Source organism: Pseudomonas sp. SMN5, from assembly GCF_052041925.1.
Lineage (GTDB): Bacteria > Pseudomonadota > Gammaproteobacteria > Pseudomonadales > Pseudomonadaceae > Aquipseudomonas.
The window spans coordinates 84733-97560 of the sequence record NZ_JBKGGX010000005.1 but is presented as its reverse complement, the minus strand read 5'-3'; the positions used below and the strand labels follow the sequence as shown (position 1 = coordinate 97560).

The 12828-nt window shown below is 58.3% G+C and carries 12 protein-coding genes; 6 read left to right on the top strand and 6 right to left on the bottom strand.

Translation table 11 applies throughout. The features are described 5' to 3' along the window. The first annotated feature begins 17 nt into the window (after nt 1–17). From ACLEJR_RS06855 to ACLEJR_RS06840, 4 genes are all read left to right on the top strand, one after another. The gene (locus ACLEJR_RS06855; RefSeq protein WP_440794576.1) at nt 18–575 is read left to right on the top strand and encodes a DNA-3-methyladenine glycosylase I; all 558 of its coding nucleotides are present in this window, start codon (nt 18–20) and stop codon (nt 573–575) included. A gap of 42 nt (nt 576–617) precedes the next feature. After that, a complete protein-coding gene (locus tag ACLEJR_RS06850; RefSeq protein ID WP_440794574.1) occupies nt 618–1505 on the top strand; it encodes a lysophospholipid acyltransferase in 888 nt (295 codons plus the stop codon). A gap of 571 nt (nt 1506–2076) precedes the next feature. Continuing rightward, nucleotides 2077–2436, top strand: a complete 360-nt coding sequence (locus ACLEJR_RS06845) for a DUF6124 family protein (RefSeq protein ID WP_440812937.1) — start codon at nt 2077–2079, stop codon at nt 2434–2436. 262 nt (nt 2437–2698) lie between these two features. Next, on the top strand, nt 2699–3487 hold the full coding sequence (locus ACLEJR_RS06840) for an SDR family NAD(P)-dependent oxidoreductase (protein ID WP_440812935.1): 789 nt from the start codon (nt 2699–2701) through the stop codon (nt 3485–3487). 218 nt (nt 3488–3705) lie between these two features. On the opposite strand, the gene ACLEJR_RS06835 is transcribed toward ACLEJR_RS06840, so the two are convergent. Together ACLEJR_RS06835 and ACLEJR_RS06830 are read right to left on the bottom strand one after the other, a co-directional pair. Beyond that, nucleotides 3706–4833 carry a diguanylate cyclase gene (locus ACLEJR_RS06835; protein ID WP_440794568.1) on the bottom strand — a complete coding sequence of 376 codons (1128 nt, stop codon included), beginning with the start codon at nt 4831–4833 and terminating at the stop codon, nt 3706–3708. 264 nt (nt 4834–5097) lie between these two features. Beyond that, nucleotides 5098–5412: a lysozyme inhibitor LprI family protein gene (locus ACLEJR_RS06830; protein WP_440794566.1), complete on the bottom strand. Its 315-nt coding sequence runs from the start codon at nt 5410–5412 to the stop codon at nt 5098–5100. A 679-nt stretch (nt 5413–6091) separates the two neighbouring features. On the opposite strand from ACLEJR_RS06830, the gene ACLEJR_RS06825 reads away from it, so the two are divergent. Then, nucleotides 6092–6859: a sulfite exporter TauE/SafE family protein gene (locus ACLEJR_RS06825; protein ID WP_440812932.1), complete on the top strand. Its 768-nt coding sequence runs from the start codon at nt 6092–6094 to the stop codon at nt 6857–6859. Nucleotides 6860–6945: 86 nt separating this feature from the next. Here ACLEJR_RS06825 and ACLEJR_RS06820 read toward each other — a convergent pair whose 3' ends face one another. The 3 genes from ACLEJR_RS06820 to ACLEJR_RS06810 form a co-directional block, all read right to left on the bottom strand. Beyond that, a complete protein-coding gene (locus ACLEJR_RS06820) occupies nt 6946–7716 on the bottom strand; it encodes a MetQ/NlpA family ABC transporter substrate-binding protein (protein WP_440812929.1) in 771 nt (256 codons plus the stop codon). A gap of 76 nt (nt 7717–7792) precedes the next feature. Further along, nucleotides 7793–8455: a methionine ABC transporter permease gene (locus ACLEJR_RS06815; RefSeq protein ID WP_440812926.1), complete on the bottom strand. Its 663-nt coding sequence runs from the start codon at nt 8453–8455 to the stop codon at nt 7793–7795. Further along, entirely contained in the window at nt 8455–9462 is a 1008-nt protein-coding gene (locus tag ACLEJR_RS06810) for a methionine ABC transporter ATP-binding protein (RefSeq protein WP_440812923.1), read from the bottom strand. The genes ACLEJR_RS06815 and ACLEJR_RS06810 overlap by 1 nt, the downstream gene beginning before the upstream one ends. A 171-nt stretch (nt 9463–9633) precedes the next feature. On the opposite strand from ACLEJR_RS06810, the gene katE reads away from it, so the two are divergent. After that, the gene (gene katE, locus ACLEJR_RS06805; RefSeq protein WP_440813096.1) at nt 9634–11829 is read left to right on the top strand and encodes a catalase HPII; all 2196 of its coding nucleotides are present in this window, start codon (nt 9634–9636) and stop codon (nt 11827–11829) included. Nucleotides 11830–12081: 252 nt separating this feature from the next. On the opposite strand, the gene ACLEJR_RS06800 is transcribed toward katE, so the two are convergent. After that, nucleotides 12082–12795 carry a PA5502 family lipoprotein gene (locus ACLEJR_RS06800; RefSeq protein ID WP_440812920.1) on the bottom strand — a complete coding sequence of 238 codons (714 nt, stop codon included), beginning with the start codon at nt 12793–12795 and terminating at the stop codon, nt 12082–12084. Nucleotides 12796–12828 lie beyond the last annotated feature (33 nt).

The window sequence follows — 12828 nt, the reverse complement described above, 5'->3', positions numbered from 1 at the left end:
ACGCCCCCTGGAGCCTTATGCCACGCTGCTTTTGGTGTTCTGACGATCCGCTGTACATGGCTTATCACGATCAGGAGTGGGGCACGCCGCTGCGCGATGCGCAGGGTTTGTTCGAGTTGCTTTTGCTCGAAGGGTTCCAGGCCGGCCTGTCCTGGATCACTGTGCTGCGCAAACGCGAGCATTACCGCAAGGTGCTCTACGGCTTTGACGTACACCGCGTGGCGCAAATGAGCGATGCGGAAATCGAAGATCTGATGCTTGACCCCGGCATCATCCGCAACCGCCTCAAGCTCAAGGCCGCCCGCCGCAACGCCCAGGCCTGGATGGCGCTGGAGGATCCGGTGGCATTCCTTTGGTCATTCGTCGGTGACAAGCCGCTGATCAACCATTTCAAGGACCGCAGCGAAGTGCCGGCCATCACCCCCGAAGCCCTGGCGATGAGCAAAGGCCTGAAAAAAGCCGGGTTCACCTTCGTCGGCCCGACCATTTGCTACGCCTTCATGCAGGCCTCGGGCATGGTCATGGATCATACCCAGGATTGTGACCGCTACGCCGAGCTGGCAAACGGCGGTTAGAATAGCCGGCTCGCGACACGCCCATGAATTCAGGAGTGACCTGTGGATAAGTTGAAAGGCGCCTTGCTGGTCGGCGCTCTGCGGTTGTTTGCGCTGCTGCCCTGGCGCGCGGTGCAAGCGGTGGGATCGGCCATCGGTTGGCTGATGTGGAAGCTGCCCAACCGTTCCCGCGACGTGGTGCGGATCAACCTCGCCAAATGCTTTCCCGAGATGGACCCGGCCGAGCGCGAGCGCTTGGTGGGCCAAAGCCTCAAGGACATCGGCAAATCCCTGACCGAAAGCGCCTGCGCCTGGATCTGGCCAGCCCAGCGTTCCATCGAACTGGTGCGCGAAGTCGAAGGCCTCGAGGTGCTTAAAGACGCGCTGGCCTCCGGCAAAGGCGTAGTCGGCATCACCAGCCACCTGGGCAACTGGGAAGTGCTCAACCACTTCTATTGCAGCCAGTGCAAACCGATCATTTTCTATCGCCCGCCGAAGCTCAAGGCGGTGGATGAGTTGCTGCAAAAGCAGCGCGTACAACTGGGCAACAAAGTCGCGGCGTCCACCAAGGAAGGCATCCTCAGCGTCATCAAGGAAGTGCGCAAGGGCGGCCAGGTCGGCATCCCCGCCGACCCGGAACCGGCCGAATCCGCCGGTATTTTCGTGCCGTTCTTCGCCACCCAGGCCCTGACCAGCAAATTCGTCCCGAACATGCTCGCCGGTGGCAAAGCGGTCGGCGTCTTCCTCCATGCCCTGCGCCTGCCCGACGGCTCCGGCTACAAAGTCATTCTCGAAGCCGCGCCAGACGCCATGTACAGCACCGACACCGAAACCGCCTGCGCCGCCATGAGCCAGGTGGTCGAACGCTACGTGCGTGCCTACCCGAGCCAATACATGTGGAGCATGAAACGCTTCAAGAAGCGCCCGCCGGGCGAAGCCCGCTGGTACTGAAGGCCCACCACTTCACAAGATCAGCCCCACCGGGATTCAGGGTGAATGCAGAATCTGCACACAACCGAGAACCCCTGTGGGAGCGAGCCTGCTCGCGATAGCGCCCTGACAACTGCCACATGACTAACTGACCCAACCTCCCGTGGCGAGGGAGCTTGCTCCCGCTGGACTGCGCAGCAGTCCCAACCCAAACCACCCATTTCCTACAGCCAACCCCAGCCATAATCAGCCCTTGTTTATCCCCCCACCCAAACCCGTCCACCCACCCACACATCCTTGCGCCTTTACCTACAACTACGCCAGAATCCGCCCGCTTGTGCGCCTTGCCCCCGGGTTCTATTGTCTTCCTGCCACTGCCCATCAGTGGTCGGGTTTAGTAGCCCGGGGTTGTGTCAGTAAGATGCATGAGCTTTCATCCAGGCAGGTTCAAATCCTGCTCTTGATGGTGGCTGTGCGCAGGGCGCTTCGGCGCGCCGGCAATGCTGATCTCCCCGGTCTACTAACCTGCGTACAGCCGCCACCCTTCTTTTAGTAGGGAAGAGGTTTCGGCTTAACCATGGAGTATCAGCACATGTTCAAACCGACGCCCAATCCGCCCAAGGCGGACCAAGCCTCCTCGCAAGCCAAATCCAATACTAAGAAACTCGACGAAACCGCCGAGCGCGTCCTGGAGCACTACCTGTCGCCAAAACCGGCAGAACCCAAAGACGTACCCAAACCCGGCCAGATATTCACCGTCGCCAAAGACGTCGACAACGAATGCCTTCTCGCCAACCTCAGCGAAACCCTGGCTTCGGCCGAGGCGATGATTGCCGAGCTGGCGTTTGACCTGAATGGTTCACGACGTCATTCGGCGCTGGGGATTCAGCAGCTGATTGAGCTGAGTTCGATGATGGCGAATCGGGTGTTGGATAACGTCGAACAGCGATAACCGGGAAACACAGCAAACCCGGCCTCCTGCGTCGGGTTTGCCGGCTATTTCCGCTAATGGTGTGGTCGGCTTCCTGATAGCGGGTTGTTCACGAACAGGCGAAAACTCTCAATCGTGTCCATGATTACTGCCTGCGATATTGGAGCTGTCGGGTGGTTGTGTATTCGAAATGTCTGAAAGGTCATTTTGAATCCCTCGGATCATCATCCGTCCAAGAAATAATCCACGATCCCCCTGGTCCCTTCATCAAGGAGTCCCTCCCATGAAAATCGACTTCACCGGCCGTCACGTCCTAGTCACCGGCTCCACCAGCGGTATCGGTTTCGCAACGGCCAAAGGCTTCCTCGAATCCGGTGCCAACGTGGTCATCAACGGTCGCAGCGAGAGCAGCGTCAAGGACGCCTTGCAGCGTCTGGGCGACCTCGCCTCCAGAGCCACGGGTTTCGTCGGCGATCTCAGCAACGAGTCCGGCTGCCAGGCGCTGGTTGCCAAACACCCAAGCTTTGACGTCGTCATCAACAACCTGGGCATTTTCAAGCTGGAAGACTTTTTCGAAACCCCGGATAGCGAATGGCAGCGCTTCTTCGAAACCAACGTGATGTCCGGTGTGCGGGTTTCCAGGGCCTATGCGCAGGGCATGGTCGAGCGCGGCTGGGGGCGGATTGTGTTTGTTTCGTCCGAATCGGGCGTGAATATCCCGGCCGACATGATTCACTACGGCCTCACCAAAACTGCCCAGCTTTCCATCGCTCGCGGTTTGGCCAAGCGTCTTGCAGGCACCGGCGTTACGGTGAACTCGGTGTTGCCCGGGCCGACGCTTTCCGAAGGGGTTGCGCAGATGCTCCAGGCGGATGTCGAGCGCACTGGGGAAAGTCTGGAAAAGGTGGGGGCGGATTTCGTCAAACAGCATCGGAGTACGTCGATCATTCAACGGGCGGCGCGTGTTGAGGAAGTTGCCAACATGATTATTTATGCCAGCTCGGAGCAGGCTTCGGCTACGACGGGTGCGGCGTTGCGTGTTGATGGCGGGGTGGTGGATAGCATTGTTTAGCGGGCTGCAAAAAAACGGGGGCTGCGATCATGTGCAGCTCCGTTCTCAACAAGGCCACCGGGTTCGTCCAGTTGGAACGCATTCACCGGTTTGCGACGGCTGCGCCGCCGAGCGGGAGCAAGCTCCCTCGCCACGGGACCGCGTGCTCCTTGAGCTATGGTGTAGCTGTAGATCAACGCGTCAGCGGTAGCCCACATTTGCCCAGGGCAAATCGAACCCTACTGTTCCACCGCCACCTGATTGCGCCCCAACGCCTTCGCCCGATACAACGCCTTATCCGCGTTGTTCATCAAGCTATGCAAATCCTTATGCCCGGCTTCCGTCGAGGCCACGCCAAGGCTGGCGGTGACACGGTGAACAGGCTCGATCATCAATTCTCCAATCGTCTGCACCAGTTCTTCGGCAATCTCGATGGCAACCTCAATCGAAGTATCCGGTAGCAAAACCGCGAATTCCTCTCCTCCCAGCCGTCCGTGGATATCCGTAGAGCGGAACGACGAACTGATCACCCGTCCCATCTGACGCAGCACCTGATCCCCGACCTGATGCCCATAGGTGTCGTTGATGTGCTTGAAGTGGTCCATGTCCAACATCACCGCGCATAGCCCGAGCCGATTGGCTTCGCATTCGTCGTAGAGCTGTTGGGCGTGTTCGAAGAAGGCGCGGCGGCTTTTCAGGCCGGTGAGTTCGTCGGTCTGGGCGGCGCGGGTTGAGATGCTGTTGGCCTGTTCCATTTCGCGGGTCAGGCGAAAGGCGGTTTCCAGGGCTTGGGACATTTTGTGGGTGGCGCGGGCGGCGAAGGCGGCGAATACGATGATCGAGAGGGCCATGCCGATTTGAAGTGTGGACGGCTGAAACAGCAACCAGGCGGTGCACGGCAACAGGACCAGGCCGATGGAAACCAGCGTCATGTCGCGGTAGGCCGAGTAGCAGGACACGGCGCTGACGCACATGCCGACGGCAAAGAGCATGACCAGGGCCTGGGACAGAAGATCGTCGGCCGGCATGACCATGAACGCCCCGCCGCCCCAGATGCTGGCGGAGAGCACCAGGGTGATCCAGTATTTGCGTTCCCAGCGTTGGGGCGTTCGTTCGCTTTTCGGGCTGCGGAAATAGATCACGAACATTGAGATGCGCAGCAGCGTCGAGGCGGTCAGTATCGCCAGCCAACCAAGGATCAGGCTATGTCCCAGGCGATCCCAACACAGCCAACTGAGCATGATTGCGGCAAGGTAGCTCCCCAACACCGCGGAGACGGATTGGCGGAACAGTTGCTGCAAGCGGTCCGTTCGTACCTGTTCGGCGATGAATGAATCCTGGCCTTTGCAAGATCTTGGGCCATCCATGTGTTCCACCTGATCGTAATGCAGCTAAAGTGGCGATTGTGGCACCCTGCCACTAGCGTAAACAACTGAAATACACCACAACCCCGATTGGACCAAACCCGTGGCGAGGGCGCTTGCTCCCGCTGGGTTGCGAAGCAGCCGTAACTAATCCTACAGACAATCGGCCAAAGAAAAACCCGACGCTTGACGTCGGGTTTTCGGTACGACTCTTCGCTTGTCCGATCGCGACTTCTAAGCGATAGATGTCAGCGGCTCTTGGCCGAATTACTCGACTTGCGACAGCTTGGCGTCGTCGCAACCGGCCGCACGGCACTCGCGCTCGACAGCTTTGAGGATGACGATACGCGCCTCGGTCTTCTCGTTGGCGCAGTCCAGGTAAAGCAGGCCATCGTTGGAACAGGCGTTGTCGCGAATCTTGATCCACTGGATCTGAGCGGCTTTCACCTTTTTCTTTTGTTCCGGGTTCAGCGCACTCATGGTCTTCTTGTATTGATCGTTGATTTCCTGATCCGACTGAACCATTTTCAGCGACGCGCAATAGGTCCTGTCATAGGCGTTTCTAGGGTTATCGCAGCTCATCGCAGATGCTGACGCGGATGCCATTGCCAGCAATGCCCCAACCAACAAAGACTTGATCACTTACTTCTCTCCCTGAATGCCCCCTAGTGATTAGAGGTCGCGGCGGGAATTTATCATGGCGGGTGTAAAACAATGAAGCAGATCCTAGGGTTGGCAGCGTAGACGGCAGGCGAAACGCCATACGCCGAAACGCTGCCAAGGCGGTTCGTATGAAAATTTGAACGCAATGGCTCATGGAAACCCGCTTTGGAGATTTCCAACCCAGGCGCGAGTTGTCCCCCGTCTTAAACGGGCCCACCGTGGCGAGGGTGCTTGCTCACGCTGGGCTGTGCAGCCGCCGCAACCCAGCCCCCTTTCCCACAGACCAACCTCCAATCACAATCCAAAAAGCGCTCCTGTTTAATCCCCCATCACTAACCTTTCCACCAAGCTACCCATCCTTGCGCCTCTGCCTACACCTACGCCGGAATCCGCTGGCTTGTCCGCCCGGTCCAGGTTTTCTATCGTTTACCTGCACTTAATGGTGGCTCGGACGTTGGATCGTTGCCCGCCGCAACCTTCAGGATTAATCAAAAATCATTGGTATATATAAAGAATAGTAAAAAAATCTGTGCAGGCGTGAGTTCGTGATTGGGAAATAATGCATAGTGAAACCAGGGGGTTCAAGGACGGGTGATTTATGCAAATTGAATATGCCATGGTTGCGTTGGGCTTTTTTGCTTTTTGCGGTGGGATGATAGATGCGGCCGTGGGAGGCGGCGGGTTGGTGCAAGTGCCAGCTCTCCTCCAAGCATTGCCCCATTACTCGTTGAGCACTGTTTTTGGAACCAATAAGCTGGCTGTTCTTGCAGGAAATATTTCTTCTATATTCAGTTACCTCAAGAAAATAAAAATCGTTTGGAGGCTCATGCTTCCAACGATGGCTTCAGCCTTTGTATTCTCCTTTCTGGGCGCACTTTCCGTTTCGCTCGTGCCAAAAGCGATTATGGAATATGTTGTCTTTTTCATATTGGTAGCGATGGCTATCTATACATTTGCAAAAAAAGATTTAGGGCGTGTTCACTCAAACGTTCAGTGTGGAACCAGAGAAGTCTTATTAGGGATTTTTTTTGGTGGGTTGGTAGGGTTTTACGATGGGGTTTTTGGTCCTGGCAGTGGTAGCCTTCTGTTATTTATTTTTGTCAAATATTTTGGCTACGATTTCCTCAATGCGTCGGCTTCAGCAAAACTGATCAACTTGGGAACGTTTAGCGCGGCGCTATTGTTTTTTATACCTTCAGGACATGTGCTGTGGCTCATCGGTGGATGGGTTGCGGTGTGTAATATGGCGGGGGCTTTAACGGGGACTTTTTTGGCCTTACGGTATGGGAGTGGATTAATTCGTATATTGTTTCTTTTTTTACTGGTGTTTCTTATCGGCCGGATGGGGCTATCCATATTGCTATGACTGAGTTCCGAGAAATGGCATCAACATTCCAAAAAAAATGGGGCTGCATTCCCCCGCAGCCCCGTTTTTTTTACTACCCGATCAAATCAGAACGCCGGCAAAACCGCGCCTTTGTACTTCTCCAGAATAAACGCCTTCACTTCCGGGCTATGCAGCGCCGCCTCCAGCTTCTTCATCGCTTCACTGTCCTTATCATCCTCACGCGCCACCAGGATGTTCACGTAAGGCGAGTCGCTGCCTTCGATCACCAGCGCATCCTTGGACGGATCGAGTTTGGCTTCCAGCGCATAGTTGGTGTTGATCAGCGCCAAGTCAACCTGGGTCAGCACCCGCGGGATGGTCGCGGCTTCCAGTTCGCGGAATTTCAGGTCCTTGGGATTCTCGATGATGTCTTTGGTGGTCGAGAGGATGTTGGTCGGATCCTTCAGCGTGATCACCTTGGCTTTTGCCAGCAGCAGAAGCGCACGGCCACCGTTGGTGGCGTCGTTAGGGATCACCACATTGGCGCCGCCCGGCAGTTCTTCCAGTTTCTTGTACTTGCTGGAGTACGCGCCCAGAGGTTCCAGGTGCACGCCGGTCACGCCCACCAAGTGTGTGCCCTTGGCCTTGTTGAATTCATCCAGGTACGGCTTGTGCTGGAAGAAGTTGGCGTCCAGGCGTTTTTCGGCAACTTGTACGTTCGGCTGGATGTAGTCGGTGAAGACCTTGACCTTGAGGTCCACGCCTTCCTTGGCCAACGCCGGTTTGACGAATTCGAGGATTTCCGCGTGGGGCACCGGCGTGGCCGCGACGGTCAGGGTGTCGGCGTGGGCGGAAAACGCTGCGACGGCAGCGAAGGCAACCAGTAATTTCTTCATTCAGCTAACTCCTTTGGGCGCCCGCTTGCGGCGCCTGCCAGCGAATGGCTGGCTCATGGTTTATGGGCGCGAGGCCTTATTTTCTTGAAAAATGCACAACCAGTTTGTCGCCCACGGTTTGCAGGACCTGGACCAGCAACAGCAGCAACACCACCGTGACTACCATCACGTCGGTCTGGAAACGCTGGTAACCGAAACGGATCGCCAGGTCGCCCAAGCCACCGGCGCCGACCACGCCGGCCATGGCCGTGTAGGACACCAGCGTAATGGCTGTCACCGTAATCGCGGCGAAGATGCCCGGGCGGGCCTCCGGCAGCAGGGCGTTGACGATGATCTGCCGGGTCGTTGCGCCCATGGCCTGGGTTGCTTCGATGATGCCGCGATCGACTTCGCGCAGGGCGGTTTCCACCAGGCGGGCGAAGAACGGTGTCGCACCGACCACCAGCGGCGGAATCGCCCCGGCTACGCCCAGCGAGGTACCGGTGATCAATACCGTGAACGGGATCATCACGATCAACAGGATGATGAACGGCAGCGAACGCAGGATGTTGACGATCAGCGACAGCAGCGCATAAACGCCCCGGGCTTCGAGCAACTGACGCGGGCTGCACAGGAACAGCAGCACCCCCAGCGGCAGGCCGAGCAGTACGGTAAACAGCAGCGAACCGAACAGCATGAGGAAGGTGTCGCCGGTGGCCAGCCAGATTTCCAGCCAGTCGATATTTGCAAAAAATTCCATCAGCGCAGCACCTCCATGTGGACATCGGCTGCGGTGAAGCGGGCAAACGCCGCGTCCATGTCACCGCCGGTGATGGCGAGGGTCAGTTGCCCGTAGGGGGTGTCTTTGATGCGGTCGATGCGGCCGGCCAGGATGCTGTAGTCCACCCCGGTTTCCCGAGCGACGGTTCCGAGCAGCGGCGCGTAGGTCGCGTTGCCCTGGAATGTCAGACGCACGATGCGCCCCGGTACGTGGGCAAAGTCGTCGCGCTGTTCGCTTTCGTCGATCTGCTCGTCTTCCTGGACGAAACGCTTGGTGGTCGGGTGCTTGGGGTGCAGGAACACCTGGGCCACCGGGCCTTGCTCGACGATCACACCGGCGTCCATCACACCGACTTCATCGCAGACCCGACGGATCACGTCCATTTCATGAGTGATCAGCACGATGGTCAGCTTCAGCTCGCGGTTGATCTGCGCCAGCAGTTGCAGCACTGACGCAGTGGTCTGCGGGTCGAGGGCGCTGGTGGCCTCGTCGCACAGCAAAATCTTGGGCTTGGTCGCCAAGGCGCGTGCAATGCCGACGCGCTGTTTCTGGCCGCCGGACAATTGCGCCGGGTATTTCCTGGCATGGTCGGACAAACCCACGCGAGCCAGCAGCTCGGCAACGCGCTGGTCGATTTCATGGCGTGACAACTCGCCGGCCAGGGTCAGCGGCAGCGCCACGTTGTCGGCAACGGTCTTGGAGGCCAGCAGGTTGAAGTGCTGGAAAATCATCCCGACCTGCTGACGGAAACGCCGTAAGCCGTTGGCGTCCAGGGCAGTGATCTCCTCGCCGTCGACGATGATCTTGCCGCCGCTGGACTCTTCCAGGCGATTGATAAGACGCAGCAGGGTACTTTTTCCCGCACCGGAATGGCCGATCAGACCAAAGACCTGGCCATTCTCAATCCTCAGATTGGTCGGATGCAGGGCGGGGATATCCTTACCGGCAACCCGGTAGGTTTTATGGACGTTTTGAAACTCGATCACGTAGCGAACCTTGTGAGGCGCGTTGGAAAAGGGTCAGCGGTTAGCCGGGCGCGCATTTTAGCCTGTCCGTATAGAGGTACTTAGCATTTATTTGCGATTGGGCCAGTGATTTGGCAATAAGACGATCAAAGGACACAAAAAAGGAACGCAGCGCAACGGTGTCGGTCACTCATTAAACCACTCAAGAATCCTGGCCCTGGCAGGGATGCAAAAGAGGAGTTACGCCTGATGAGTACCCAAAAGCCCACCGGCACCGAGAGCCAACTGGCCGGAACCGACACCCTGGATCGCGGCAACACCAATGCCAAGCTCGAGAGCCTGGAACAGTTCCGCTCCGACGCCACCGAGCAGGCGTTGCGCACCAACCAGGGCGTGAAAATCTCGGACAACCAGAACACCCTACGCGCCGGGGCTCGCGGGCCGTCGCTGCTGGAAGACTTCATCATGCGTGAGAAAATCACGCACTTTGACCATGAGCGCATCCCGGAGCGCATCGTTCACGCCCGCGGCACCGGCGCCCATGGTTACTTCCAGAGCTATGAAGCGCATTCGGCGTTGACCAAGGCCGGATTCCTACAGGATCCGGCGAAAAAAACGCCAGTATTCGTGCGCTTTTCCACGGTGCAAGGTCCACGGGGTTCCGGTGACACCGTGCGTGACGTACGTGGCTTCGCCGTGAAGTTCTTCACCGACGAAGGCAACTTCGACCTGGTAGGTAACAACATGCCGGTGTTCTTCATCCAGGACGCGGTGAAGTTTCCCGACTTTGTCCATGCGGTAAAACCCGAACCGCACAACGAGATTCCTACTGGCGGCTCGGCCCATGACACGTTCTGGGATTTCGTTTCGCTGGTGCCGGAATCGGCGCACATGGTGATCTGGGCGATGTCCGACCGGGCCATTCCGAAGAGCCTGCGCAGCATGCAGGGTTTCGGCGTGCACACCTTCCGCATGATCAATGCCGAAGGTCGCAGCAGCTTCGTCAAATTCCACTGGCGGCCCAAGGTCGGGACCTGTTCACTGGTGTGGGACGAAGCCCAGAAACTGGCGGGTAAAGATACCGACTTTCACCGTCGCGATCTCTGGGAGGCGATCGAGATGGGGGACTACCCGGAATGGGAACTGGGCGTACAGATCGTCGCCGAGGAAGACGAGCATAAGTTCGACTTCGACCTGCTCGACCCGACCAAGCTGATCCCGGAAGAACTCGTGCCCATAACGCCATTGGGCAAGATGGTGCTGAACCGCAACCCGGACAACTTCTTTGCCGAGGTTGAGCAGGTCGCGTTCTGCCCAGGGCATATCGTGCCGGGTATCGACTTCACCAACGACCCGTTGTTGCAAGGCCGGCTGTTTTCCTACACGGATACGCAGATCAGCCGACTCGGCGGGCCGAATTTTCATGAGCTGCCGATCAACCGGGCGATCACCCCGGTACACAACGGCCAGCGCGACGGCATGCACCGCAGCACCATCGACAAGGGGCGCACCTCCTACGAGCCGAACTCCATCGACGGTGGCTGGCCGAAGGAAACCCCGGCAGGTCCCGCGGATGGCGGTTTCGAGAGCTATCCGGAGCGGATCGATGCCTACAAGATCCGCCAGCGCAGCGACTCGTTCGGCGATCATTTCTCCCAGGCGCGGTTGTTCTATAAGAGCATGAGCCCGCACGAGCAGGAGCATATCATCGCCGCCTACAGCTTCGAGCTGGGCAAGGTGGAGCGCGAGTTCATCCGGGCGCGGCAGGTCAATGAGATCCTTGCCAACATTGATCTGGAGCTGGCGGCACGGGTTGCGAAGAACCTGGGGTTACCGGCGCCGACTGCTTGCACAGTCGATGTGCCGACGCCTTCGCTGGAGAAATCGCCGGCATTGAGCCAGGCGAACCTGTTATCGGGTGACATCAAGACGCGCAAAGTCGCGGTGCTGGTCGCGAACGGGGTGGATGGGGCAATTATCGATGCGCTCAAACAGGCCCTGAAGGCCGAGGGTGCTCACGCCAAAGTGCTCGGGCCGTCTTCCGCGCCGGTGACCACGGCCGATGGGCTGCCTCTGGCGGTGGATGCATCCATGGAAGGCATGCCGTCGATTGCTTTCGACGCGGTATTCGTACCGGGCGGCGCAGAGTCGATCAAGGCCCTGAGCCGGGACGGCGTGGCGTTGCATTACGTGCTGGAAGCCTACAAGCATCTGAAGGCCATCGGGCTTCATGGTGAGGCTCGGCAGTTGCTGGTGGAGTTGAAGCTGGAGGTGGATGCAGGCTTGATAGAGGATGCAGAGGCGAGCGGTTTTTCGCGGTTTTTTGCGGCGATTGCACAGCATCGAGTTTGGGCACGGGAGCCCAAGGCCAAGGCGGTTCCGGCTTGATGAGTGGCGGCTGGTAGGACGCCATCGCGAGCGGGCTCGCTCCCACAGTGGATTTGGTGTGAATACAGATTTGGTATCCGCCAAAGAACCCTGTGGGAGCGGGTTTACCCGCGAAGGCGGCGGTACGTTCAACATCTGCCTGGCTGACCCACCGCCATCGCGAGCAGGTTCGCTCTCAAAGTGGATTTGGTGTGAATACAAATTTTGTATCCACCACACCCTACTGTGGGAGCGAGCCTGCTCGCGATGCTTTTAATGCTTGCGCGGTGTGAGGACCATCTGCGCCGGTACGCTACGCAAAATCTGTTTGCGCAGTTTCAGTTCAAACCCGGGGTCGAGCTTTTTGACCCGTTTGGTCAGCAGGTTCGCTAACCACGGGTAATCATCGGTACGCGGCACCTGGAGGCTGACGTCACACTGATAAGCCACCACATCAGCGGCGATAGCATCCAGTTGCCGACGCATTTGCTGAATATCGCCAATATTCAACGCAACCGTGGTGCTCTCCGCGCTCGGGTCGATGAGCTTGGCGACGGGTTTGGTCTCGGCGGCCTTGAGGTCGGCTTCGGCCTTATCCAGCTCGGCTTTCCGGGCTTCGGCAATGGCGTTGTTGACTTCACCGGTCAGCGCCGGGGCCTTGGGCATTAACGCGCGGGCGCGGCTCAGGGCCGTCGCGGCGGCGTTCACATCGCCTTTTTGCAGGTCGATCTGGCTGCGACGCAGATAGGCCTCGGCCAGTTGCCGTTGATACGGCTCCAGCGACGGGTCTGCGGACGACTGTGCCTGCAACGCGGCAAGCTGGTCTTCAGCGGTGGCCAGCTCATTGGTGGCCAGGCTTTGTTCCAACTGTGCGATGGCCGGGCCCCGGGTATCGGGAGCCTCGGTGACCGGCGGGGTGCTCTGGCAAGCACCCAGCAGCAGGGAAAACGCGACAAGGAGCAGATAACGGGAGGCGAACGGCTTCATTCCTGCGACTCTCTATTTGCGCAAAAAGCGAGC

What these genes read in the sequence shown, in the direction of transcription:
- ACLEJR_RS06800 (WP_440812920.1), bottom strand. Translation starts at nt 12,795, where the DNA reads ATGAAGCCGTTCGCCTCCCGTTATCTGCTCCTTGTCGCGTTTTCCCTG.
- ACLEJR_RS06840 (WP_440812935.1), top strand. Translation starts at nt 2,699, where the DNA reads ATGAAAATCGACTTCACCGGCCGTCACGTCCTAGTCACCGGCTCCACC.
- ACLEJR_RS06845 (WP_440812937.1), top strand. Translation starts at nt 2,077, where the DNA reads ATGTTCAAACCGACGCCCAATCCGCCCAAGGCGGACCAAGCCTCCTCG.
- ACLEJR_RS06820 (WP_440812929.1), bottom strand. Translation starts at nt 7,716, where the DNA reads ATGAAGAAATTACTGGTTGCCTTCGCTGCCGTCGCAGCGTTTTCCGCC.
- ACLEJR_RS06835 (WP_440794568.1), bottom strand. Translation starts at nt 4,833, where the DNA reads ATGGATGGCCCAAGATCTTGCAAAGGCCAGGATTCATTCATCGCCGAA.
- ACLEJR_RS06855 (WP_440794576.1), top strand. Translation starts at nt 18, where the DNA reads ATGCCACGCTGCTTTTGGTGTTCTGACGATCCGCTGTACATGGCTTAT.
- ACLEJR_RS06815 (WP_440812926.1), bottom strand. Translation starts at nt 8,455, where the DNA reads ATGGAATTTTTTGCAAATATCGACTGGCTGGAAATCTGGCTGGCCACC.
- ACLEJR_RS06825 (WP_440812932.1), top strand. Translation starts at nt 6,092, where the DNA reads ATGCAAATTGAATATGCCATGGTTGCGTTGGGCTTTTTTGCTTTTTGC.
- ACLEJR_RS06830 (WP_440794566.1), bottom strand. Translation starts at nt 5,412, where the DNA reads ATGAGCTGCGATAACCCTAGAAACGCCTATGACAGGACCTATTGCGCG.